Origin of the sequence: Paenibacillus flagellatus (assembly GCF_003217775.1) — a bacterium.
Lineage (GTDB): Bacteria > Bacillota > Bacilli > Paenibacillales > NBRC-103111 > Paenibacillus_AB > Paenibacillus_AB flagellatus.
This window is the reverse complement of sequence record NZ_QJVJ01000021.1, coordinates 21,288-45,827: the sequence shown is the minus strand read 5'-3', so window position 1 is coordinate 45,827 and position 24,540 is coordinate 21,288. Positions and strand designations below refer to the sequence as shown.

General features: G+C 58.7%; 22 protein-coding genes and 1 tRNA gene. All 23 read right to left on the bottom strand.

Going from position 1 to position 24,540, the window contains the following annotated elements; all coding sequences use genetic code 11:
* Positions 1-110 precede the first annotated feature (110 nt).
* Positions 111-2,072 carry an ATP-dependent zinc metalloprotease FtsH gene (gene ftsH, locus DLM86_RS30360; RefSeq protein ID WP_110843808.1) on the bottom strand — a complete coding sequence of 654 codons (1,962 nt, stop codon included), beginning with the start codon at positions 2,070-2,072 and terminating at the stop codon, positions 111-113.
* A gap of 80 nt (positions 2,073-2,152) precedes the next feature.
* Complete coding sequence (gene hpt, locus DLM86_RS30355; protein WP_110843807.1) at positions 2,153-2,695, bottom strand: hypoxanthine phosphoribosyltransferase; 543 nt, start codon at positions 2,693-2,695, stop codon at positions 2,153-2,155.
* A gap of 64 nt (positions 2,696-2,759) precedes the next feature.
* A complete protein-coding gene (tilS, locus tag DLM86_RS30350) occupies positions 2,760-4,199 on the bottom strand; it encodes a tRNA lysidine(34) synthetase TilS (RefSeq protein ID WP_110843806.1) in 1,440 nt (479 codons plus the stop codon).
* Positions 4,200-4,240: 41 nt separating this feature from the next.
* On the bottom strand, positions 4,241-5,158 hold the full coding sequence (locus DLM86_RS30345; protein WP_245955037.1) for a protein kinase domain-containing protein: 918 nt from the start codon (positions 5,156-5,158) through the stop codon (positions 4,241-4,243).
* Complete coding sequence (locus tag DLM86_RS30340; RefSeq protein WP_110843804.1) at positions 5,142-5,906, bottom strand: vWA domain-containing protein; 765 nt, start codon at positions 5,904-5,906, stop codon at positions 5,142-5,144. The genes DLM86_RS30345 and DLM86_RS30340 overlap by 17 nt, the downstream gene beginning before the upstream one ends.
* A 155-nt stretch (positions 5,907-6,061) precedes the next feature.
* Positions 6,062-8,554 carry a stage II sporulation protein E gene (spoIIE, locus tag DLM86_RS30335; protein WP_110843803.1) on the bottom strand — a complete coding sequence of 831 codons (2,493 nt, stop codon included), beginning with the start codon at positions 8,552-8,554 and terminating at the stop codon, positions 6,062-6,064.
* 361 nt (positions 8,555-8,915) lie between these two features.
* A tRNA-Met gene (locus DLM86_RS30330) sits at positions 8,916-8,989 on the bottom strand.
* Positions 8,990-9,146: 157 nt separating this feature from the next.
* A complete protein-coding gene (locus DLM86_RS30325; RefSeq protein ID WP_110843802.1) occupies positions 9,147-9,608 on the bottom strand; it encodes a S1 domain-containing RNA-binding protein in 462 nt (153 codons plus the stop codon).
* A 181-nt stretch (positions 9,609-9,789) separates the two neighbouring features.
* Positions 9,790-10,113 (bottom strand): FtsB family cell division protein, encoded by a 324-nt coding sequence (locus DLM86_RS30320; RefSeq protein WP_110843801.1) that lies wholly within the window; start codon positions 10,111-10,113, stop codon positions 9,790-9,792.
* 29 nt (positions 10,114-10,142) lie between these two features.
* The gene (gene yabQ / locus DLM86_RS30315; protein WP_110843800.1) at positions 10,143-10,733 is read right to left on the bottom strand and encodes a spore cortex biosynthesis protein YabQ; all 591 of its coding nucleotides are present in this window, start codon (positions 10,731-10,733) and stop codon (positions 10,143-10,145) included.
* Positions 10,730-11,011 (bottom strand): sporulation protein YabP, encoded by a 282-nt coding sequence (yabP, locus tag DLM86_RS30310; protein ID WP_110843799.1) that lies wholly within the window; start codon positions 11,009-11,011, stop codon positions 10,730-10,732. The genes yabQ and yabP overlap by 4 nt, the downstream gene beginning before the upstream one ends.
* A 111-nt stretch (positions 11,012-11,122) precedes the next feature.
* Complete coding sequence (locus tag DLM86_RS30305; protein WP_110843798.1) at positions 11,123-11,383, bottom strand: RNA-binding S4 domain-containing protein; 261 nt, start codon at positions 11,381-11,383, stop codon at positions 11,123-11,125.
* Positions 11,383-11,742 (bottom strand): HU family DNA-binding protein, encoded by a 360-nt coding sequence (locus DLM86_RS30300; protein ID WP_425454006.1) that lies wholly within the window; start codon positions 11,740-11,742, stop codon positions 11,383-11,385. The genes DLM86_RS30305 and DLM86_RS30300 overlap by 1 nt, the downstream gene beginning before the upstream one ends.
* Before the next feature lie 24 nt (positions 11,743-11,766).
* Positions 11,767-13,257 carry a bifunctional methyltransferase/pyrophosphohydrolase YabN gene (yabN, locus tag DLM86_RS30295; RefSeq protein WP_110843796.1) on the bottom strand — a complete coding sequence of 497 codons (1,491 nt, stop codon included), beginning with the start codon at positions 13,255-13,257 and terminating at the stop codon, positions 11,767-11,769.
* Positions 13,203-14,930: a putative polysaccharide biosynthesis protein gene (locus tag DLM86_RS30290; RefSeq protein ID WP_110843795.1), complete on the bottom strand. Its 1,728-nt coding sequence runs from the start codon at positions 14,928-14,930 to the stop codon at positions 13,203-13,205. The genes yabN and DLM86_RS30290 overlap by 55 nt, the downstream gene beginning before the upstream one ends.
* A 113-nt stretch (positions 14,931-15,043) precedes the next feature.
* Positions 15,044-15,586, bottom strand: coding sequence for a stage V sporulation protein T (spoVT, locus tag DLM86_RS30285; RefSeq protein WP_110843794.1), 543 nt, complete (start codon positions 15,584-15,586; stop codon positions 15,044-15,046).
* Positions 15,587-15,894: 308 nt separating this feature from the next.
* Complete coding sequence (locus tag DLM86_RS30280) at positions 15,895-17,022, bottom strand: peptidylprolyl isomerase (RefSeq protein ID WP_110843793.1); 1,128 nt, start codon at positions 17,020-17,022, stop codon at positions 15,895-15,897.
* On the bottom strand, positions 17,009-20,530 hold the full coding sequence (gene mfd / locus DLM86_RS30275) for a transcription-repair coupling factor (protein WP_110843792.1): 3,522 nt from the start codon (positions 20,528-20,530) through the stop codon (positions 17,009-17,011). Before mfd ends, DLM86_RS30280 begins: the two co-directional genes overlap by 14 nt.
* A 118-nt stretch (positions 20,531-20,648) precedes the next feature.
* Positions 20,649-20,879: an anti-sigma-F factor Fin gene (fin, locus tag DLM86_RS30270; protein WP_110843791.1), complete on the bottom strand. Its 231-nt coding sequence runs from the start codon at positions 20,877-20,879 to the stop codon at positions 20,649-20,651.
* A 135-nt stretch (positions 20,880-21,014) separates the two neighbouring features.
* Positions 21,015-21,575 (bottom strand): aminoacyl-tRNA hydrolase, encoded by a 561-nt coding sequence (gene pth, locus DLM86_RS30265; protein WP_110843790.1) that lies wholly within the window; start codon positions 21,573-21,575, stop codon positions 21,015-21,017.
* Between the two features lie 394 nt (positions 21,576-21,969).
* A complete protein-coding gene (locus DLM86_RS30255; RefSeq protein WP_110843788.1) occupies positions 21,970-22,617 on the bottom strand; it encodes a 50S ribosomal protein L25 in 648 nt (215 codons plus the stop codon).
* A 65-nt stretch (positions 22,618-22,682) separates the two neighbouring features.
* Positions 22,683-24,086 carry a bifunctional UDP-N-acetylglucosamine diphosphorylase/glucosamine-1-phosphate N-acetyltransferase GlmU gene (gene glmU, locus DLM86_RS30250; RefSeq protein WP_110843787.1) on the bottom strand — a complete coding sequence of 468 codons (1,404 nt, stop codon included), beginning with the start codon at positions 24,084-24,086 and terminating at the stop codon, positions 22,683-22,685.
* A gap of 137 nt (positions 24,087-24,223) precedes the next feature.
* A complete protein-coding gene (spoVG, locus tag DLM86_RS30245) occupies positions 24,224-24,508 on the bottom strand; it encodes a septation regulator SpoVG (RefSeq protein ID WP_110843786.1) in 285 nt (94 codons plus the stop codon).
* Positions 24,509-24,540 lie beyond the last annotated feature (32 nt).

The following is a 24,540-nucleotide window of genomic DNA, read 5'->3' as shown; positions in this document are numbered from 1 at the left end:
CAGTTATGAAACTTTTCTAAAGAAAGTCTAAAAAATTCCGAAGGCCGCGCCGCGCATGACAAAAAACCGGCCCCCTCCCGGGAACCGGCTCCTTCGACGGAAGGACGATCTTATTCGTCCTTCTTGTCGTCTTTTTTCTCTTTGTCAAAATCGAGCTTGGACGCGTTCAACGATTCGGATTGCGTATGAATGTTGACCTTCGGCTCGTCTTCCTTCGCGGACGGCGCACTGTCGGCGGAAGGATCGGAAATCGCGCCTTTTTCGAGCAGCTCGATAATTTGATCTTTGTCCAACGTCTCGCGCTGGAGCAAAGCGTTCGCGACGAGATGCACCTGCTCGGTATGCTTCTGCAAAATTTCCTTCGCCCGCTCGTAGCAGGATCGGATAATGTGCTGCATTTCCTTGTCGATCTCGTAAGCGATCGCGTCGCTGTAGTTCTGATCGTGGCCGATATCCCGGCCGAGGAACACTTGGCCTTGGGAATTGCCGAATTGCATCGGCCCGAGCTTCTCGCTCATCCCGTATTCGACGATCATGCTGCGCGCAAGCGACGTCGCTTTTTTGAAATCGTCGTAGGCGCCCGTACCGATTTCGCCGATGAACAGCTCCTCGGCGACGCGTCCGCCGAGCAGGCCGGTAATCCGGTCGAGCAGCTCGGATTTGGTCGCAAGCAAGCGGTCCTCGCCTTCCTTCGGAATGCTGAGCACGTACCCGCCGGCGCGTCCGCGCGGGATGATCGTTACTTTATGCACGACGTCCGCATGGCGCTCGTAATACCCGATAATCGCATGGCCCGCTTCGTGATACGCGATCGTACGCTTCTCGCGCTCGCTGATGACGCGGCTTTTCTTCTGCACGCCGACGATGACGCGGTCGAACGCTTCTTCCACTTCTTCCATGGAAATATCTTTGCGGCTGCGTCGCGCCGCGATCAAGGCGGCTTCGTTCAGCAAGTTTTCCAGATCGGCTCCGCTGAAGCCCGTCGTATACCGCGCGAGCGAGTCGAGCTTGACGTCTTTGTTCAACGGCTTGTTGCGGGAATGCACTTTCAAAACGGCCTCGCGGCCTTTGACGTCCGGACGGTCTACCGTAATTTGCCGGTCGAAACGTCCCGGACGAAGCAGCGCGGGGTCCAAAATGTCCGCCCGGTTCGTAGCGGCCACGATAATGATGCCCTCGTTGGCACCGAAGCCGTCCATCTCGACGAGCAACTGGTTGAGCGTCTGCTCGCGCTCGTCGTGACCGCCGCCCAAGCCGGCGCCGCGCTGGCGGCCGACCGCGTCGATCTCGTCGATGAAGATGATACACGGCGAATTTTTCTTCGCGTTCTCGAACAGGTCGCGTACGCGAGACGCGCCGACCCCGACGAACATCTCGACGAAGTCCGAGCCGCTGATGCTGAAGAACGGCACGCCCGCTTCGCCGGCGACCGCTCTGGCGAGCAGCGTCTTACCGGTACCCGGAGGGCCTACGAGCAGCACGCCCTTCGGAATACGGGCGCCGAGCGCGGCGAACTTCCGCGGATCTTTCAGGAACTCGACGACCTCGACAAGCTCCTGCTTCTCCTCGTCGGCACCGGCCACGTCGTCGAACGTGACCCGTTTCTTTTCTTCATTATATAGGCGGGCGCGGCTCTTGCCGAAGTTCATCACCTTGCCGCCGCCGCCTTGCGCTTGGTTGAGCAGGAAGAAGAACAGGATGAAGATGATGACGAACGGAATGATCGACGTCAGGAACGTGATCCAAACGTTGTCCCCATCCATCTTCTGGTGGACTTCCTTCGTAATGTTGCTTTGCTCGAGCAGCTCGATAACGCGCGGATCGAAAGGAGCATGGGTTTCAAAGAGCAGCTTGTCTGTGCCGGATTGCTTCAATTTCCCCCGGATCAGATATGTATAGCCGTCAAATTTAACCTCTACTTCTTCGATGTTGTTATTTTTCAATTCCTCGCGGAATTTCGTGTACGTAATGGTCTGCTTCGTATCATTTTGGCTGCTGATGAAATGTACGATCCCGACCGTAACTAAAAATATGAGCAAATAAAAACCGGTATTGCGGATGATCCGATTCATCCCCTACCTCCTCTCGGGCGACACGCGTAACTTATTGTACCACAGCACGTCTTACCATCTCAATATTACGCGCATGCGGCCTACGGCTTCGTATAAATCTCCGGCTTCAAGATGCCGATGAACGGCAAATTGCGGTACTTCTCCGCGTAGTCCAGCCCGTACCCTACGATAAACTCGTCGGGCAGCGTAAACCCTTTGTAATCCGGCTCCAGCTCGACCGATCTTCCGGACGGCTTGTCGAACAGCGTTACGATCGACACGGACAAGGCGTTGCGCCGCTCCAGCACGTCGATCAAGTAGCTGAGCGTCAGCCCGCTGTCGATGATATCCTCGACGATCAGCACGTTGCGCCCTTCCACCGACACGTCCAAATCTTTGATAATTTTGACTACGCCGGACGATTTCGTCGATTGTCCGTAGCTGGAAACCGCCATAAAATCGATTTCGAGCGGAATCGTAATCCGTTTGACCAAATCCGCCATAAAGACGAATGCGCCCTTCAGCACGCAGATGACGAGCGGGTTGCGGCCTTCGTAATCGCGGCTGATCGTCTCCCCGAGCTCCGCTACCTTGTGCTGGATCTGCTCTTCGCTGAACAGAACGTTCTGAATGTCGTTAAGCAACCATGGACCCTCCTACTTTATACTATGAAAGCATGAACTTCCGCATTCTCCGCGAGGAACATGCTTATCCTTCGAAGGAGCGGACCTTCATGGCCAATACCCGTGTTGTCGTTTCGGATACGGGTGCATGGGCGGATCGGCGCACCCCCGGAATCCACAGGATGCGGCCCGCCGCATCCAGTACGAGAGGGATGCGTTGTCTTGCCGCAGGCGGCAGTTTTTCGTCAACGAACATATCTTTTACTTTTTTCGTCCCCTTTAAACCGAACGGATTCATGCGGTCTCCGGGCTGCCGGCTGCGGACGGACAGCGGGTACGGCACCCGGTCGTAATCGAAGTAAGCTTCGTCGCGGCTTCCGTTCCGGTCCGCGAGCAGTCGCGCCGCCGACGCCCCGTCCGTTTCGAGCAGCGAGCATTCGAGCGTCAAGCCCGCCTCGGGAAGGCGAAGCCGGGCGTCGGGCCGCGTAATGGCGTAGGCGTACGGCTCGGGATCGGGTAACGCTTGCACGAACCGGACGGTGCCGTATTCGCGGACGAGCTTGACCTTGTCGTGCAAATCGAGCGTCAGCGCTTCCCTCCGTTCCCGGACGATCACCGAGCGTGCCGATTCGATACGAGCGAAGTCGGACAAGTCGGCTTCCGAAAAAACATAATTTAATATTAGTTTAATCAAACGCCTTTGTAAAGCAATGGGAAGAACGGCAAACGAAGCGGATTCCAAGACGCATTCCGTTCCGTCTCCGGCATGCCGGACCGAGACGATCTCCGCGAACGTTCGGCGCGTCTCCGCCTCCATCCACTCGTCCTCCGCTCTGGCGATTTCCGCAAGCCGGTTCAGCGATTCCGGCAGCCTGTCGCTGTATTGACGCAGAAACGGAATGACGTCGAGCCTGATTTCGTTGCGGAAATATTTGCGGCTCTCGTTGCTGCTGTCCCGGCATACGGGCAGCCCGTAGTCGGCGCAATGGCATTCGATCTCCGATTTGTATATACGTAACAAAGGACGAATTAGTTCCAAATTTTTTTCGGCCCGAACGATCGGCATGCCGGCAAGGCCCGAAGGGCCGGATCCGCGCAGCAGCCGCATCAGCACCGTCTCCGCCTGATCGTCGGCGTGATGCGCCAGTGCGATCTTCTTCGCGCCGTGGCGGCCGGCGGCTTCGCGCAAAAAGGCGTACCGCTTCTCCCTGGCGGCCGCCTGCGGGTTCATTCCCGTCCGTGCGATATAGTCCGGGACGTCGATCGACGCCATTTCGCAAGGTACGCCCAGCTCCTCGGCGAAGGCGGCTACGATATCCGCCTCGCGGTCCGACTCGGCTCCGCGGAACCGGTGATTGACGTGAGCGGCGACAAGCCCGATCCGCAATCGCTCCCGCAATGAAAAAAGAACGTGCAGCAGCGCCATCGAATCGGGCCCGCCCGAAACCGCCACGACGATCCGGTCTCCCGCTTGTACGAGACGCTCGTCCCGAATCGTCTTTTCCACTCGTTTCAGCAGTTCCATAGCCCGACACCTTTCTTGGCATGCGCACGTTCGGATAGGGGTTACCCTTTTATCAAATACAAGTAAAGCGTTGATGCGAACAGCCCGATCGACGCGACAAAAGCGGTCTTGATCCAGAGCGCCGACACGACCGGCCGCGGATAGCCGGCAGCCCCGTGCTTCTCCATCGCCCGCTTCCATTCGGCGACGGCCTCGGCCGAATCCGCGTATCGCCCGGCGATCGCCTTCTTGAGCACGTCGGCCACCGCCCGGCAGCTCGGGCTTTCGCCGATCAGCTTCAGCAGCTCGTCCGGCCCGCGGTTTTGGGGAAGCGTCTTCGCCAGCTCCTGAAGCTTTTTCCCCATTCCGCTCAGCTGAAGACAAACAATCGCGAACCCGAACAAGTCGTATCCGTCGTCCGCACGCCTTTCTCCCGCGTTCCAATATCCTCGATCGTACAGCTCCGTAAACTGCTTGACCGAACGGCCTTTCGCGGTGACGCCGCCGTAATCGACCAGCTCCACTTCTCCGTACCCGGAAACAAGCACGTTATCCGTCTTCAAATCGCCGAATACGTAGCCTTGCCGGTGCAGCGCATGAAGCTTGCGCAGCAGATTCAGCCCGATCAGGAAAAACCAATCGGAGCCGTTCTTCCTTATATAATGCTCCGGAGTCGCCCCCCGGACGTAGGTCATGACGTAGAACGGATAAACGGAGCCGTTCAGCTCGACGTCGTCCGCATCGCGCAAAAACGGGCTCGGCGACTTCTTGTCCAACTCGCGCAGAACGTTCACTTCCATCTGCAGATCGAGCGCATCGAAGCCGAACTTCAGCGCATACGATTGTTTGCCCGATTGGACGAGAAACACTTTGCCGTTCGCTCCTTCTCCGAGAAGCCTTTCGATCCGATACGACCGTTTGTTCCACTTGCCGGTCACGACAAGCCCCTCGGTCAAAACCGCCTTAGACGATGTAGTCACTCCAAATCCCATCCCCGCTGCTCGTCCTGGAGGTTCGGCCGGTATCCCGCCATGCGCCGGGAGCTTCCGTCGCTTCCTCCGGCATCGCGGTGCCCAGCACATGCCCGGCCGCCTTCATAATGGCGGGTCCCGTGGGCGTTGTCCCCTTCATGTTTAATTTATAGAACAAATCACCCGCTTTTGCAAGATCGGACGTCCACCCCGCCAGCACGTCCGCTTCCGTATTTCCGGGGAAATGAAGCACGGACATCTCGCTCTTCCCTTTGCGCGCCCGCAAGCTTGCCAGCAAATCGCGGCACGCCTCCCCGACCGCGCGCAGCTTCGGCCGCATGCTGGCGCTCGTATCGATCAGCAGGGCGACTCGAAGCGGCGCCGTCTCGCTCAGCTCGTCGATGACCCGCACGACCGGTCCCCTCCGGTCCGGCGACAGCTTTTCAAGCGCGGCCGTCGGCCCGATCAGCTGGCGAAGCTCGTGCTGCACCGCCTGCTGAATCGTTTGCACGACCGTCTTCCGCGTCATCATCTGGACCGTTTCGGTCAGGGCGCCCGGCGCAACGATCCGGCTCATCCCCCCGCCGGCCCGCGCGATCTCGGCGATCTCCGTCGCCCCCCGCTCGCCCAGCTCGCCGTCGTCCACGACGCCGACGACGTTGACGACGATCCCTTCCCGCCGGGCATGCGCCGCCGCCACGACCGGGCTCAGTCCGACGTTGGAGCAGCCGTCGGTAATGAGCAAAATTTGTTTCATTCGGCATCCCTCTCCTCTTCGCGCACTCTATTCTATAATCTAGTATTTCCGCGAAGATAGAGCCCAATACCCGCGTCGAGCGGGAAATCGTCGGGAAACCGAATGACGGCGAAAAAAAAGCTTCCCGATGCGGGAAGCTTGAGGGGAAAACGAAATCAGCTGACCGTCTTCGGCCGTTCCACCCGGGCGAGACCCGGCCAGCGGAACGTGGCCCATTCCGGCTTGTACTTCTCGATTCGGGCGACGACGACGGTCATATCGTCCATAATTTCGCCCTGATGATACCGCACGATCGTCTCCAATAAGCAATCCGCGAACGATTGCGGCTCCTCCGCATCGATGCCTTGGATGATCCGCTTCATCCACAGCTCCTTGTTGACGGCCGGACCCGGCGCATCGAAGATGCCGTCGGTCATCATGATCAGAACGTCGCCCGGCAGCAGCTGCATCGCGACGAGATCGACGTCGATATCCTGGATAATGCCGATCGGCAAATTGTTCGCCGAAATTTGGATCACTTCCGAGCCTCGCTTAATGTAGCTTGGCGTCGAGCCGATTTTCATAAACGTCGTCTTCGCGCTGTACAGGTCGATCAGCGCGACGTCGACCGTCGCGAACATCTCGTCGGACGAGCGGAGCATAAGCACCGAATTGACCGACTTGATCGCGAGCTTCTCGTCCATACCCGACTGCAGCAGCTGCTGCAGGATGGACAGCGCCGCGCTGCTCTCGGCCCGCGCCCGCTCCCCGTTCCCCATCCCGTCGCTGATCGCCACCGCGAACTTGCCGTTGCCGAGCTCGACCGTGCTGAAGCTGTCGCCCGACAGCAGATCGCCGCCTTTGGCCGCCCCGGCGACGCCTGTCTCGACCTCAAACTCCTTCGCGGAGCAGAACAGCACGGTCGCGTAGCCGTCGCCCCGGCTCGATATTTCCTCGCTGCGTACCGCGATATTTTCGCCCAGGATGTCGGACAGGAGCGGAGCGATAATTTTGCGGCACTCGTCGAACCCTTTCGTATATTGGTGGATGATTTCGATCTCGACGTTGCCTTCCTCCAGGCTGACGATATCGATGCTGTGGATCGACAGCCCGAGGTCTTCGAGCGCGCCGCGGATTTGCTCCTCCTGCAGGAACAGCTCGTGGCCCTCCCGCTTGATCTCCTTCGCCAAATCCTCCATCACCTGCGAGACGCCCGTCAGCTGCTCCGCCACGAGCTGGCGGCTCTCGTGAATTTGCCGTTTCCAATGCAAATCGTGCTTGTACAACGCATACTCCCGCTTCATGACGTCCAGCACCTGATCGGTGCGAACGCAAACCTGGCGCCATTCCGACGGGATGTCCTTCTTCCCGATCGTCTCGCGGGCGTCGATTTCGCTCATCATGTCCGTCATATATTTGTAAGTTTGATAAAATTTATCGTCCCAGCATTGCTTGCGCTTCCAGCACGTGGCGCACGTCTTCTGGGCGACCGAGTTCATAAAGTGGCCGACCTCCTGCTCCTTCGCCTCCGTCTCATCCACGTGCGTCAGCTGTTTGAAGCTGCGGGAGAGCTGGCGGAACACCTCCGAGAACTGTTCGACGCGACCGGCCGTTATATCCCGCACCCGCTTCGCATAGTCGTGCTGCGACTTCAAATTTTCCTGCGTGCCCGGCACGTACTTCGCGATCGTCTGAATGACCCCGCGCGGCGTCAGCATGAACAGGATCACCGCGGCGACCGATTCCCACGTCGAGCTCATCACTTCCGTCTGGCTGCCGATATAGATGGACAAAATCGACGAGCCGAGCAGCATGCCGAACGCCACGGCCATCCGGTTCGCTTCCTTCAGCAGCCCGGCCAGCATGCCCGAGAAGGCGAGGAGACTCATCTGGTAAATGGCGTTCACATTGGCCAGGCTCAGGATCAACCCGGTGATAACCCCGACCGAAGCGCCCATCGGTGCGCCTCCGACCAAGGCGAACAGCAAGATCAGATACCGCGACAGCACATGCTCCACCGATACCGATTGGATGACCCACCCGACGGTGCCGGTCATGACCGAGGCGAGCAATATAATGAGGCAAATGATTTCTTCGTTCTTGAGGTGATAATTTTTGCGCGTCAGCGTAAACACCGGAATCGCCTGGATGAAGATGAGCGTCAGCACGAAGCTGAGCGCGGCTTCGACGGCCGTCAGCATGAGCGTATACCAGGTCAAATCGGAGGCGACGATGTACCCGAACAGTTGAACCGAGAACGCGGAAGCGAATACGATCAGCGGCGCGTACGACAGCTCCGAATGCTCGTACTTCTCCAGCCCTTTCTGAACCAGGAGGAAGACGATCATCTCCGTCACGATGTACCCCGTCTTCAATTCGAAGGCGAACAAGCTGCCGACGACGAGCGCCAAGCCGACCCAGCGCGTCAAATCTTTGCGCACGAAGTAGACGACGGCGAAGTACGCGATCGCGAACGGCGCCAGCTGCTCCAGAATCATCGCCCTTCCGAGCAAAAAGGCCATGGCTACGAGCAGAAACGCCCACTTCTTGGCGATCACCGACTGGACGAACCGGTTTTCCATCAGCGTCCGTTTGCCGCCGGCTTTCGCCCTCTGCATCACGCCGCCCAGCGGCGAAGATTTCAGGTTGAGCACATTCCATTTTTGCATAAAAGAGGAACACCACCTTGAATCGTTTCGTGTTCCCTATTATAAAAACAATCTAGTATAAAGTTTGTCACAATGAGTTGATAGAGCCGAATAATTTTCCGACAAAAACGGCCGACCCGCGCGTTCGCTTCGAGCCGTTGGCCCGTCTGTGATCCGACCGTTTTCTGAAAACGTCCCCGGCGCTTCTCTTGTCTATTATTCGGGGCGGCGCCCGCCGATTCGTCCGCCGAACGGGTAAAACAGTGTCGATTCGCAACCGTTGCGGGCTTGTCCGACAAAAGCATACATGCCGCCCGGCAAAATACGAAAAAAGCCCCGCGCACGCCGGAACGTGTCGGAGCTTTTGTTCGTTGATCATCGATAGCGGCGAAGGGGATCGAACCCCCGACCTCACGGGTATGAACCGTACGCTCTAGCCAGCTGAGCTACGCCGCCATAACAATATGTTAGTATATACAAGATCGCCCCGTTTGTCAAATGCCGCTTGTACCCAGGGGCGACGCTTGCCGGCTAAACCAAAAACGCCGACGTCCTGACGGACGATCGGCGTAACGCTTTTCCATACGGATTCGGTGCGGGCCGACCGTTCCGGTTATACCCGGCGCGCGCCTCTTCCGCCCCGCTTGCCTTCTGTGTTTTTTTTCAAAGAGGAGATCCGTTCCTCGCTGTCCTTCAAAAAACGCGACATCTTGTCCTCGAACGTCATTCGATTGGCTGCAGGTTTAAAGGGGCGACCGCCGCGATCATTCCGGCCCCGGTCGTCGCGATCCCGATTGAAGCTGCGTTCCGGACGTTCCGGGCGTTGCTCGCCGGGAGGCTTGTCGACGGCTTGGCGAATGGACAGGCCGATTTTGCCGTCCTTGTCTACGTTAATGACCTTTACCAACACTTTGTCTTCGAGCTTGAGATGGTCGTTGACGTCCTTAACGTAGTTGTCGGCAATTTCGGAAATGTGAACAAGGCCGGTTACGCCTGCAGACAGTTCCACGAATGCCCCGAAATGAGTAATGCCTGTCACCTTGCCTTCCAACTTGGTGCCCACTTCAATTGCCATGAATAAAACGTTCCTCCCTAGAATATGTTGAAAATAATCTCTTATACCTATCCATACGCAATTATGGCCACTTTTGCGACGGTTCGGACGCAAAAATGTGCACCAACAGGCAGGCGATATGAAGATCGGATATGGAGATTATACAAGATCGGTCGCATGAAGGTCAATATGGGCCGTGGGCTTACGGTGATTTCGGGGTATAGAACAACGTTTCCCCGGGTCTGGAGTAATGGTATTCTTTCCTGATCTTTTGCAAAATATATTCCGGGTCGTTCAAGCGCTCGATCTCTTTCTTGTAATTCTCGTTCGATTGGATCGTCTCGATCCGCTTCTGCTCGAGCTCTTCCACTTGAGCCGCTTTGACGCCGAGACGCCCTTGCTGATTCCACAGGATGAGAGCCGCCCAAGTCAAGAAGCCGACCATCGCGAATGCGAGCAGCCGAACACGGCGTCTGGCGCCTCTATTCGATGTTTCCGGTGTCCCGGTCGTACTGGCTTCCCGCATGGCTTACCCGTATCCTCCCGCTCGATGTTTTATCCGTTTCGGCCGAACCACTTCCGGACGGCTTGTACCGACCGGACGCAAAAGCCGGTGAATCGTATCCACCAGTTCGGCGCCTTCACCCGCTTCCGCAGCGGCTTCCAGAGCGCTCGTCCCAATAACCGGAACGGATAAAGCAATTGTAGCACAATTTTGAAAAGGAATACAGAGAACGCCGCCAAAAATCCGAAGAGGACGATCACGAGCCGGTACAGCAGCACGATCGGCTTGATGACCGCCACCTCGATCGTACGGCGCCCGAACCGGATCAGCGCCAGAACGATGCGGATAACGAGGTGGACGAGCCGGATCGTCAGCTTGCTCGCGATGCGGAAGTACAGCCAGACGCCGAGAGCCAGTCCGATGAATACGTACAGGCGGACTTGTCCGTAGTTGCTGTAGAGCAGGGCGCGGAAGACGAAGAGAGTCGCGGCGATCCAGTAGACGGCGTCGAGCAGCGGAACGAGCCAACGGGGGGGCCGCAGCTGTCCGGACAAGACGCGATAGACGTCGAAAAGCGCTCCCATGAACGCGCCGCTGCCCGCCATTACCGACAACGTGAGAAACTGGACGTGGAGACTCACTTGAACAACTTCCCTAAGAAGCTTTTCGATTTCTCGTTCGCGTTCGCATCCAAATACGTCAGGCCGTGCACCAGCCCTTCGATCGCCACAAGCCCCTGCTCGAGGTTCAAGTTTTTGATATGTAAATTTTGTCCCTTGATGGCCAGGAACCCGCACTCCGTCTCGAGCAAAAACTCCTCGCTGTCGAAGCTTTCGACGTTAAGCACCCCCGACAGCTCGAGCAGCTTGCGGTTGAGCATCTTCACTTCCTGACGTTTCGTTTTGACCGGATCGATCATGGCATGTACCCCTCCCTCTACGACTAGATTATGGGAGGGCCGTCCGTTTTAGAACCCGTTCGAACGAAACAAAAAAAGACCGGCCGCATCGGCCGATCTCGCGCACCCGGACTATTCCGAATGCGTCTCTTCTTTAAGAATCGTATACATCTGATTCGCTTCTTCCTTCCGGGTCGTTTCGGCGATCCGCTCGACGCGTACGGTGACGCTCTTCTGACCGAACCGGATGACGAGCTCGTCTCCCGGCTTCACGGTGCTGCTCGCCTTCGCTTCCCTTCCGTTGATCCAGATTCGGCCCTGGTCGGATACGTCCTTCGCGACCGTACGCCGCTTGATCAATCTGGATACTTTCAGAAACTTGTCGAGACGCATTATTTTACGGCTTCTTTAAGCTTGTTGCCGGCTTTGAAAGCGGGAACCTTGGAAGCCGGGATTTTGATTTCTTGGCCCGTTTGCGGGTTGCGGCCCGTGCGGCCGGAGCGCGTGCGGGTTTCGAACGTGCCGAAGCCGATCAATTGTACTTTGCCGCCAGCGGACAAAGCGTCCGTTACTTCACCCAAGAAACCGTTCAATACGGATTCGACATCCTTTTTGGACAATCCGCTTTTAGCAGCGATGTTGTTTACGAGATCTGTCTTGTTCATCGTTTGATTCCTCCTAAAATGGTTGGCTTGAAGCTTTCTGTCGAAAGCTGGGTTCGCCGGGCTTTTAGCCTGTACGGTAGTATGTATTCTTTGTCAGCAAGGAAAATCCTTCTACGATCTCGCATTTTTCGAAAGTTTTTTTGCTTCCTGCCACAAAAGCTCCATCTCCGACAAGCCCGCTTGCTCGAACGATTTCCCCTGCTCGCGAAGCCGGTTCTCGATATGAGCGAACCGTTCGACGAATTTCCGGTTTGTCGAAGCGATCGCTTCTTCGGGATCAATCTTCATAAATCGAGCCAAATTGACAACAGCAAACAACAAATCGCCGAGCTCGTCCATCCGCTCGTCTTCGCCCGCCTCGCGAAGCTCGGCCAGCTCCTCCTCGATTTTGGCGAACACCTCGTCCTGCCGCTCCCAGTCGAAGCCGACCTGCGCCGCCTTCTTCTGCAGCTTGTACGCTTTCATGAGCCCCGGCAAATCGCGGGGGACGCCGGCCAGCACGGACTGCTTCTCCGGATCGACGCCTTTGCTTCGCTTCTCGTCGGCTTTCACCGCGTTCCAGTTGCGCAGCGCTTCGTCGGCGTCTTCCGCCCCCCGCTCCCCGAACACGTGCGGATGTCGGCGGACGAGCTTCTCGTTCAAGCCGGCGATGACGTCGTGTACGTCGAACGCGCCCGTCTCCGCCTCCATCTGGCTGTGCAGCATGATTTGCAGCAGCAAATCGCCGAGCTCCTCGCACATCGCGTCCGGATCGTCGTCGTCGATCGTCTCCAGCACTTCGTACGTTTCCTCGATCAAGTTTTTGCGGATGCTGGCGTGCGTCTGCTCCCGGTCCCACGGACAGCCTTCCGGGCTGCGCAAAATGTCGACGATCTCGCGAAGCCGCTCGAACGTGCGGTTGCGAACCGCGTCGTCCGTCGTGCTCGGCACCCAGACAAGCGACAAGTTGCCGTAGCCGTCCAACCGGTCGAGCTCGTACAACGGCACGCGCACGATCCGCTCCCGAGCGGCTACGCCGAGCTCGTGGCCGACGACGACTTCGTAATCGTCGGGATAGACGTTCATCAGGAACAGCTTCGCGTCGGACGCCGTATGCGTATCGTACACTTGCGCGATCAGCGCGTGCCTTCTCGGCTCCAGCCCGGCTCCGGCCGCCGGGAGATCGGTGGCGTCGAACAGCGCCACGCCTTCGATCGGGTCGAACCCGAATCGGGCGAACGCTTGGTCGAGGAAGCTTTCTCCTCCGACGACGGACAGCTCGAGCCCTTCCTGCGAACACCGTTCGCGCAGCAGCTTCGTCGTCGATTCCGCCACCATCGGATGACCCGGTACGGCATACACAATCGGTGATTCGCTTTCGCGCGCGAGGCGAAGCAGCTCGTCCACGATGGCGGCGTATACGCCACCGAACGTTCCGTGCGCTTCGTACAGGTGATCGAACGAACGGACGGAAACGCCGTTTCGCTTCAAATAGTCGACGACCGGATGGTTTTCGGTGCGTGCGTAGACGGTGCCGGCTTCCCGCAGCCGGTTCCAGACGCCGAGCGTCAGTTGGTTTTCGTCTCCGGAGCCGAGTCCGACGACGGTAAGGGTTGAGGGCATGTCGTTCCTCCTTGATGGGGTAAAATGCGCCATTTGCGCAAAGGCGGCAGCAGCTTGGCGCCCAGCTTCGGCACGGCGGCCAGCTCCTCGGCGCGGACGAGGCCGGCGCGGAACAGCAGAAGGGCGAAGGCGAGCGCGCCGGCGGCCACGGCGAGCAGTGCGGCGATCGTCTGCCGCAGCCGGTACGGCATGTCCGGGGCGACGACGATCGCCAGCCGATCGGCCGCGAACAGGACGGCCGCGGCCACGGCCGCCATCGCGAGCGTGCAGACGGCCGGCTTGACGCCGTATTCGCGCCAGCCGAGCCGCGCGAAGCCGTAGCGGCGAAGCCGGACGACGTTCAGCCCGGCGGCTGCGGCGTAGGCGGCTACGGCGGCGACCGCCGCCCCTTCGATGCCCCACAGCGGCATGAGCAGGAGGTTCAGCCCCACCTTGACCGCGGCCGCGACGAGCAGATGGACCGCCGTCGCCCGCTCCGCCCCGAGCCCTTGCAGCAGCGCGCTCGTCACGATCTGGACGACGCTGAAGACGGCGGTGAAGGCGAGTATCGTCATCGCTTCATATCCCGCCGGGCTGGCGAAAAACATGACGTTGAGCGGAATCGCCGCCACGGCCATCCCCGCCGACGCCGCCAAGCCGATCAGCCAGGCGATGCGGAGCGACGCCTCCGCGCTTCGGCGGACGCTCGCGAGCGTCCCTGTCGCTCGCGCGTGCGACAGGGCGGGGACGAGCGCGACCGACATCGACGACGCAACCATCGCCACCAGCTGTACGAGCGGCAAGCCGTGGTTGTACAGGCCGAACTGCGTCATCGCTCCCGCCTCGTCCAGCCCCGAGCGTACGAGCAGCCTCGGCATCGTGAACGTATCGGCCAGCGTCAGCATCGGCAGGACGATCGAGCCGAGGCAGATCGGCAGCGCGTAGCCGATGAACGCCCGGTAGCCGACGCCGCGATTCGCGCGCCGGGACGCTCCCGCGTCGGCCGCTGCGGAGGGCCGTCCGCCGCTGCGGCGGCGATGCGCGGCCCAGTAGCCGGCCATGACGAGCAGGCCGGCGAAGGCGCCCGCGGCCGAGCCGAACGTCGCGCCCGCCGCGATCGACGCGTCGGACGCCCCCGCCCGGACGAGCGCCACGAGCAGCGCCACCATGACCGCCACGCGAGCGAATTGCTCCGCCACCTGCGAGACCCCGGTCGGGATCATGTCGCCGAGCCCCTGAAAGTAGCCCCGCAGCGACGCCATCACGGGGACGAACAGCAGCGCGAACGACACGCTGCGCAGCGCCGCCTCCGTTTGCCGGTTGCCGATCCACGAGGCGATCGTCCCGGCTCCGAAGTAGAGCAGGCCGAAGCAGACGAGACCGGTGCCCACGGACAGCGCCAACGCCATCCTCAGCACACCCAGCGCCCCGTCGGGACGACCGTTTGCCCGCTCCTCGGCGACGAATCGGGAGACGGCGATCGGAAACCCGGCCGTCGCGACGAACATAATCAAAATATAGAGCGGATACACCGCGTTATAGATGCCGAAGACGTTGTCGCCGGCCACATTCTGCAGCGGTATTTTCTGCAGCGTGCCGAGCAGCTTGGAGACGACGGCGGCCGCGCCGAGCACGAGGGCGCCTTTCGCGATCGCTTTCCCCGGCCCCGGCGAACCTTTCGTATGGCCAGGCATGGCGCTCTCCTCCACGGACGCGTTTTGCTCCATTATACCGCATCGACGCGAAAAAAGCTTCGCCGGCGAGCTTGCGAAGCGTCGCCGGGAAGCCGGTAGCACCGTCCGAATCGTTATTGCTCCATTTGCTTGGCCAGAAAAGCGGCGGCGGTTTCCGCCATCTTTTGCTCCATCTGTCCCATCTTGACGGTTTCGTCCTTGCTGACCAAAATAACCGAGCCGATCGGGTCGCCGCCCGCCACGATCGGGGCGATGACGTACGCGCTGTACGTTTCGCTCAAATCTTTGCAAATTTCGTATTGCCCCGCATTCGTCTCGACGGTCGCCTTGCGGTTCTCCATGCAGGTTTCCACGATCGGGCCGATCGGCTTCTCCAAATATTCCTTCTTCGACCCTCCGGCGACGGCGATAACGGTATCCCGGTCGGAAATCATCGTAATGTGGTTCGTGCTTTCGTACAGCGATTCGGCATATTCTTTGGCGAAGTCCCCGAGCTCCCCGATGGGAGAATATTTTTTCAAAATCACTTCGCCGTCGCGATCGACGAATATTTCGAGCGGATCGCCTTCGCGAATCCGCAATGTGCGACGAATTTCTTTCGGTATGACGACCCTGCCCAAATCATCGATCCGACGAACAATTCCAGTTGCTTTCATGATTCTGGTTGCCTCACTTTCCAATGAAGTTTTAGATACGACTGGATGGTGATGCTGTATGCTGAAGTATCGGTTGGAACGTTTCAGAAAAGCCGGATTCGCTCATGGGCACGAACCGCCGCTTTCCGGACCAAGAAAAACCGCCGCCTGCCGCTGGCCGTTGAAACGCCTGACGGGGGCGTTACAGGGAAGGTTTTCTTTCTTTTAATGTCTGCCATTAGTATGTTACTGCTCCCAATTTCTTATGCAGGAGGGGAAGGAAGGGCGAAGCAAACGAAAAGACGCCCGGATGTCGGGCGTCCTCGCGATTATTTCGTTGTCGTGGCCGGCTGTTGCTGGGCCGGCTGCTGTTGATCGGTACCGGACGGCGCAGGCGTCGTCGTGCCCGTGCCCGTCCCCGTATTCGGCGTCGCAGGCGCCGGCGCCGGTTGAGGCAGCTTGGCCGTATCGATTTTCTCGATGAGACCGGGCAATTCTTTATCGATGAAATCCATCACTTGCGCTTCGGCCTGCTCGGACTTGATCTGGTCCTTCACTTCGTCCAGCGTCTTCGTCTTGCGCGCCTCGACTTTCATGATGTGGTAGCCGTACTCGGTTTCGACCGGTTCGCTGATCTGGCCGATCGGCAGCTCGATCGCCGCCTTTTTGAAGCCTTCCAGCCACTGGCCCACCTCGGCGTTCTCGTACTTGCCGCCGTTATTTTTGGAGCCGCCGTCGTCGGAATATTGCTTCGCCAGCTCGGCGAAGTCGCCGCCGGCGTCCAGCTTCTGCTTCACTTCCTTGGCGCGGGCCAACGCTTCTTCTTTCGTGCGGATCTCTTTCTCCTGGTTTTCATCCTTCAGCGAGACGAGAATGTGGCTCACGGTCGCGATCGTATACGCGTTCGCCTTCGCGTTCTCGTCGTATTTCGCCTTCACCTGATCGTCCGTCACTTTCTTCTCCGCATCGTTCAGCACGACGAGGCTTTGACGAACGTAATTTTTCAAGTCGTCTTGCGTAATGTTGACGGTTTTCAGCTGGGTATCGAGCGCGTTTTTGTCTCCGCCCTGTTGCTCGAAGTATTGCTTGATCTGATCGACCTGCTCGGTCGCCTTCGTCTCGGCGTCCTTCTTGGAGGGCTCGTCCGCTTTGGCGCCGAGCACCTTGAAGGCGATCAGCTGCTTCACCATATGCTCCTGGAACGAAGGGTCCGTCTCGAATTGGGCGTACATCGGGTTAAAAAACTTGATCGCGCCGACGAACTTGTCGTATTCCCCGCGCGTCACTTGTCCTCCCTCTTTGTACGTGGCGACGACGTCCGGATTGGACGTATCGGTCGCCGCTCCCGCATTGTTTTTATCTTTTCCGCATCCGGTCACGATCACGGACGCCACGACGAACGCCGCGATGGCCGCGGATGCCCGACGGGCGGTTTTGCTGCGGTTAATTGGCAACATGGCGCAACTCTCCTTTCGATTTCAAAGCCTCTTTGTATTGTACCAAAAACCGCTCCAGCATTTCGATGGAGGCTTCTGGCTTCAAGCCCTTGCATTTCATTTGGATGACGATTTGCGGTCCCGGTACGAGCTTGATCCGGCCTTCGAATTGAGAGGAAATGGCATGCAGCCGTTGACCGTCCAAATTGCCGTTTTCGCGCGGATGAATGGTGAGCTGAATATCCTCTCCCTTTTGGGAAATCGACTCGATGGAGTAGGCGGCGCCATATACCTTCAGCCGGGCTACCGCAAGCAGGTTCAACACCGCCGGAGGCAGGTTGCCGAACCGGTCCTCGATTTCCTCGTACAAATCTTTCGCTTCGTCGAGCGTCTTGATATTCGCCACTTTTTTGTAAATCTCGATCTTTTGCATACTATCATAAATATAGTCGGACGGTAAATAGGCGTCGAGCGTCAGATCGATCTGCGTGCCGGATGCAGCGGCCGGTTCCGGCTCCTCGCCGTGGATCTCGGCCTTGCGCTTCGCGATCTCCTCGGCCAGCATCTGCGAGTACAGATCGAAGCCGACCGACGCGATGAAGCCGTGCTGCTCGGCGCCGAGCAGGTTGCCCGCTCCGCGGATGGCCAAGTCGCGCATCGCGATCTTGAACCCGGAGCCGAGCTCCGTGAACTCCTTGATCGCCTGCAGCCGCTTCTCGGCCACCTCGGTCAGCACCTTGTCCCGCTGGTACGTGAAGTACGCGTAGGCGATCCGGTTCGACCGCCCGACCCGCCCGCGAAGCTGGTACAGCTGGGACAGGCCCATCTTGTCCGCGTCGTGGACGATCAGCGTATTGACGTTCGGGATGTCCACGCCCGTCTCGATAATGCTCGTGCTGACGAGGACGTCGTACTCGCCGTCCAGGAAGTCGAGAATCGTCCGTTCGAGCTCCTGCTCGGACATTTGCCCGTGGGCGACGCCGACCTTCGCGTCCGGCACGAGGAACGAAATTTGCTCGGCCATCTGGTTGATGCCCTGCACCCGGTTGTACAAATAGTACACTTGCCCGTTGCGCGCGAGCTCCCGTTCGATCGCTTCGCGGACGAGCGCATTGCTGTGCTCGACCACGTACGTCTGAACGGGAAACCGGTTTTCCGGCGGCGTCTCGATAACCGACAAGTCCCGGACGCCGAGCATCGACATATGCAGCGTCCGCGGAATCGGCGTCGCGGTCAGCGTCAGCACGTCGACGTTCGTCTTCAGCCGCTTCAGCTTCTCCTTGTGCGACACGCCGAACCGCTGTTCCTCGTCGACGATCAGCAGACCGAGATCCTTGAACACCATATCCGACGACAGCAGCCGGTGCGTCCCGATGACGATGTCGACGGTGCCCTGCTTGACGCCTTTGATCGTCTCCTTCTGCTCCTTCTGCGAGCGGAAGCGGCTCAGCACCTGGATGTTGATCGGATAATCGGCGAACCGTTCGCGGAACGTCTCGTAATGCTGCTGCGCCAGGATGGTCGTCGGGACGAGCACGGCGACCTGCTTGTTGTCGATCGCCGCCTTGAAGGCGGCCCGGACAGCCACCTCCGTCTTGCCGTAGCCGACGTCGCCGCACAGCAGCCGGTCCATCGGCTGCGGCTTCTCCATATCCTTCTTGATCTCTTCGATCGCGCGAAGCTGGTCCGGCGTCTCGTCGTAAGGGAACATCGCCTCGAACTCCTGCTGATACGACGTATCCTTGTTGAACGCGTATCCTTTCGTCGTCTGCCGCTCCGCATACAGCTTGACCAGGTCGTCGGCGATGTCCTGGACGGAGCTCCGCACCTTGCTCTTGACCCGCGTCCATTCCGCACCGCCGAGCTTATACACTTTCGGCTCCTTCTCTTCGGAGCCTACATATTTTTGGATCAGGTCGATCTGGTCGATCGGCACAGACAGCTTGTCGCCGCCGGCGTACATGATATGCATGTAGTCTTTATGAATGCCGCCGACCTCGAGCGTGCCGATGCCGACGTATTTGCCGATGCCGTGGTTGACGTGGACGACGTAGTCGCCGACCTTCAGCTCGCTGTAGCTTTTGATCCGTTCCGCGTTATCGATTTTTTTATCGATTTTGCGTACTTTTCGGTTTTTTTGCGTAAACATTTCGCCTTCGGTAATGACGACGAGATGAATCGACGGCAGCTCGAAGCCGGCCTGCAAATTGCCGTTCACGATCGCCGGCTCCTCGATCTCGTAGTCCGCCAAGACGCGCCGGACGCGCTCGACCCGCTCCTCGCCGTTCGCCAGCACGATGACGCGGGCGCCCGTCTTTTTCCATCGCTCCATCTCGGATTTGAGCACGTTCATTTGGCCGTGAAAATTTTGCATCGCGCGGCACATGAAGTTGACGATGTTTTGCGGCTGCGTCTGCGGTACCTGGCGCAAAAACAAAGAGACGTACAGCGTCGGAAACGCCGTCCGGTGCAAAGTGGATTCATAGCTTTTGGACAATGCGAGGCCGGGCAGCGACTTGCCCTCCCCGAGCAGGCTCGTCATCCATTCCGCTTCGTCGCGCTCAAGCTGCTTGGACGTCTCGAGAAGACGGCTCGGCTCGTCGACGATCAGCACCGCGTCCTTCGGGATGTAGTCCATAAGCGTCTGGCGCTCCGGGTAGAGCAGCCCGACATACTTGTACAGGCCGGCGAAAAACTGATGCTCGCGCATCCGCTCGATTTCGTGGCCGATCTCTTCCTTCAGCCGATCCTTGACGTGGCGGTCGGTCATTCTGGCCAGCTGCTCCTGCAGCAAATCGAAGGCGTGCTGGGTAGCGTTTTGGAAGCGTTTTCTTTCGGCGATGAGCTCCTGGCACGGCGTCACGACAACGGACGAAAGCTTGTCGACCGAACGCTGGTCCGCCACGTCGAAGCTGCGGATCGAATCGACCTCAACGTCGAACAGCTCGACCCGGTACGCCGTCTCGGACGTCAGCGGGAAAAAGTCGAGAATGCCGCCGCGCACGCTCATCTGGCCTTTCGCCTCGACCCGTTCCACCCGCTCGTAGCCGAGCTCCACCATGCGCTGCAGCACGCCGTCCAGATCGACGGTATCGCCCACGCGAATCGGGAACTTGGCCTCGCGGAAAACGGCGGCCGGGGGAAGCAGCTTGCGTACGCCGGCGAACGGAACGACAGCGACGCCCCGGAAGCCGTCCGCGAGACGGGTAAGCGCGTCGATGCGCTGCGCCATCGTCTCGGGGCTGGCCACGGCCGCTTCCGTTACCATCAGCTCGTTGGCGGGATACAGCAGCACCTGATCCTCCGGCAAACATTCGAGCAAATCCTCCGTCATCTTCTGTGCGGAGAACATATTGTGCGTCACCAAAAAAACGGGACGGTTCAGCTTCTGGGCGAGCGCCGCGACGAACACTTGCCGCGAGGAGCCGGCCAACCCGGATACGAGCTGCTCCCGCATGCCGGATTCGACGCCCGCGGCGATCGAGAGGAAGTCGCGATCCTCGGAAAAGGCACGGATCAATGATTGCAAAAGTAAACACTCCTTTATGCGAGCAAACCAAAAAGAAAGCCTTGGCGAAGGTGCCTAGGCCTTGTCGCATCCGTCGATCGGGGTTTCGGTAAATAACCAGTCCCGGCCGATCCGCCGATTATTGAAGCGGGCTCTCGACCAGAGTCAATTCCGGGTGCTCGTCAAGCGCTTTCCGGCAATAGTCGCACGTCAGCTTGACGACGACGTCGCCGCTCTGGTTATACGTAATTATATCGCTGCGTTCCTCGGGGGTCAAGAAATGGAATCCGAGCTGAAGCTCGTTCACCTGCGGATTGTCGATCTCGCCCAATGCCGTGGAACAATGCCGACAAACATACTTTACGGTCATATGTATACCTCCCCTGAAGGTCGTATGCGATTCGCGTTCGCTATACGGCGTTCAAGTTCTAGTATGAACACATTCGCGTAAAATTAAGCGTTCGAACGGAACGGATTTCGGCTCGGCCCCCGGTCTCGGCCCCGATCATGCGTTGAATTTGGCCATCGTCTTATTGAAATCGTGCTCCAGCGCGAACTCGAGCGCGTCCACCGACTTCTCCACGATATCGGGCAGCGTCTTCGCTTCTTCCTTCGTAAAGTCCGCCAGCACGTAATCCGCGATATTGAAGCCCGGCGCCGGACGCGATACCCCTACGCGAATCCGGTCGAACGTCTGCGTTCCCATGTGCTGGATGATCGACTTGATGCCGTTGTGGCCGCCGGCGCTGCCCTGGTACCGCAGCCGGATTTGACCGAACGGCGTATCGAGATCGTCGTAAACGACGACGCAGTCTTCGAGCGGCACCTTGTAAAAGTCCATGAACGCCCGCATCGATTCGCCCGACAAGTTCATGTACGTCATCGGCTTGATCAAGTACACCTTTTGCCCCTTGACGTGCCCTTCCCCGATTTGGGCCTTGAACTTGTTTTGGCCGATCGTTATTCCCCAGCGTTCGGCGGCGCGATCCAGCACCATAAAGCCTACGTTGTGGCGGTTGTTGCGGTAAGCGGCTCCGGGGTTGCCGAGACCGACGATCCATTTCATGTTCGTCTCACCGATTCCTCTCCGAAAAAAATCATTTCCTTCATGCAACGAAATGCCCTGCCTGATTGTCTATGTTAGCAAATCCGATTAAAGCGAGGGTGGATGTATGTATTCGAACGGCGATAAAATTTCGGAAGACCGTCATTTTCAAGATCATATCGAACATGAAGTTCCGGTGCAAATTTACTTGGATCAGCATCACCGTGATATCGGATACGTCGAACGCGTCACGCAATCGTTCATCAAAGTAAACAGCACGTACTACAACCGGAATTTATATACATTCGTTTCCAGGCCGGGTTATTGACGATCCGCAATCTTATGATAACAGAACATGCAAAGAGGGTTACGATTCCGTCCGGATCGTAACCCTTTCGTCTGCCGCCTCGGCGGGTCAGCTCTGGTCCGCGGTTTCCGCAGCCGGCTCGACGGCCTTCCCTGCGTTGTCGGCATTCGCCTCTTCGGCCATCGCTTCCGCTTCCTCCGAAGCCTTCTGCGGCACGAGTATCGTGGCAAGCACGGCGTTCTCGTCGGTCTTCAGCTCGATTTCCGGCGGTAGCCGCAAATCTTTCGCCAAGAAGCTTTCGCCGAGCTGCAGCCCGCTGATGTCGACGGCGATCGCGGTCGGCAGATGGTTCGGCAGACAGCGCACCTCGACCTCGTGCAGGACCGCCGTCAAGACGCCGCCTTCCTTCTGCGCCGGCGATTCCCCGGTAAATTCGAGGGCGACGGTCGTCCGGACCGGTTCGTCCATATTGATCTGATGAAAATCGATATGAAGCAGATGGCGCTGGATGCTGTCGCGCTGCATGCCGCTGATCATGACCGGATGTTTGCCGACCTCGGGGATATCCATCTCGATTATGGAGTGCGGATTGCGGCGCAGAACCGCCGCCAACTGCTTCTCGTCGATGACGATCGGGGTGCTCGGCACCTTTTTGCCGTATACGACGGCAGGCACCTTGCCGTGGTCCCTCATCTGCTTCAAGTCGGATTTGGTGACGCGATCGCTGCGGATTTCCGCCTTTAACAACGTGTCCATTCGAATACCTCCTGACCAAAATGGATGTCTTCTCTAACTTACCCATCTGGAGAAGGTTCGAAACGTCACGTCTTCGACTTGTTTTCCTTGGCCGCCTTGAACCGGCTGCGCAGCTTCTCGGCGTAGCCCGGCCCCTTGTTCGTTTGACGCTCGCGGGCGATCGCGACGTCGTTGTCCGGCACGTCCTGCGTAACCGTCGAGCCCGCTACGACATAAGCGCCTTGTCCGATCGTAATCGGAGCGATCAGGTTCACGTTGCTGCCGACGAACGCATCGTCGCCGATCACCGTCTTGTGCTTGTTGTACCCGTCGTAATTGACCGTAATTGCGCCGCAGCCGACGTTCACGTTCCGGCCGACGCTGGCGTCGCCGACATAGCTCAGATGCGACACCTTCGAGCCTTCGCCGATCGTCGCGTTCTTGATCTCGACGAAATCGCCGATCTTCACGTTCGCTTCCAGCTTCGCTCCCGGGCGCAGATAGGCGAAGGGCCCTACGGTCGTTCCGTCGCCGACCTCGGCTTCGGCCAGCACCGATTGCTTGATCTGAACCCCGTCCCCGATCGTCGAATCCGTAATGTCGCAGCCCGGTCCGATGACGCAGTCCGCACCGACAACCGTCCGGCCGCGCAGCGACGAGCCCGGATACAGCACCGTATCGGCCCCGATCCGCACGTCCTTTTCGATGTACGTGGCCGCCGGATCGATAAACGTGACGCCGTTCGCCATATGTTCGCGGTTAATCCGCTGGCGCATATATTTTTCCGCCTCCGACAAGGCGATCCGGTCGTTGACGCCGATCCATTCGGAAGCATCGGTCGTGCAGTAGCCGAGCACCTTCTCCCCTTGCCCCCGCAATATGCCGATTACGTCGGTAAAATAATATTCGTTCTGGGCGTTGTCGTTCGTCACTTGCGACAAAGCGGCGAACAGCTTCCGATTGTCGAAGACGTACGTGCCCGCATTGATTTCGTCGATCGCGTCCTGTTCGGGCGTGCAGTCTTTTTGCTCCACGATCTTCTCGACATGCCCTTGCCCGTTGCGGATGATGCGTCCGTAGCCTTGCGGCGACTCCAGCTTGGCGCTCATGAGCGTCGCCGCAGCGCCTTGCTCCCGGTGCAGCCGAATCATCGCCTCGATCGATTCGGGCCGGATAAGCGGCGTATCGCCGCAGATGACGACCGTAATGCCGTCCTCGCCCTCGAGCATCGGCGCCGCCATCAATACGGCATGGCCCGTGCCGAGCTGCTCCGCCTGGAGCGCGAATTCGGCCCGGTCTCCGACATACGATTGGACCGCTTCCGCGCCGTGACCGACGATGACGACTTTCCGGTCCGCCCGCACCGCGTCGAGCACGTCCAGCACATGGCCCACCATCGGCTTGCCGCATACCGGATGCAGCACCTTGTACAGCTTCGATTTCATCCGTTTGCCTTGCCCTGCGGCCAACACTACCCCCAAGACCCGCATTCGGTTCACCCTCCCCCCAAAACGTTCGCGAAAAGCTTGCTCGTACCGCAAGCGTCGTTGCCCTAATCGAATATATCGCAATTTCCGCCAAAAGAAAAGAGAGCCCGACCTAGGCCCTCTTTCGCATTTTTATTATCTCATGCTCCTTCTTCGATTACTTCTTCCTCGCTGGAAACCCGATCGTATTCGGCCAAAACAGCGGCTTGAATCTTTTCGCGAGTCGTGGAAGAAATCGGATGAGCAATATCCCGAAATTCTCCGTCCGGAGTCCGCTTGCTCGGCATCGCCACGAACATGCCATTGTTTCCGTCGATGACGCGAATGTCGTGAACGACAAATTCGTTGTCAATCGTAATGGAAGCAATCGCTTTCATTCTTCCCTCGGAGTTCACCCGGCGAAGACGCACATCAGTAATCTGCACTTGTGTTCACCACCTTTTTCACTTAGCAAGAC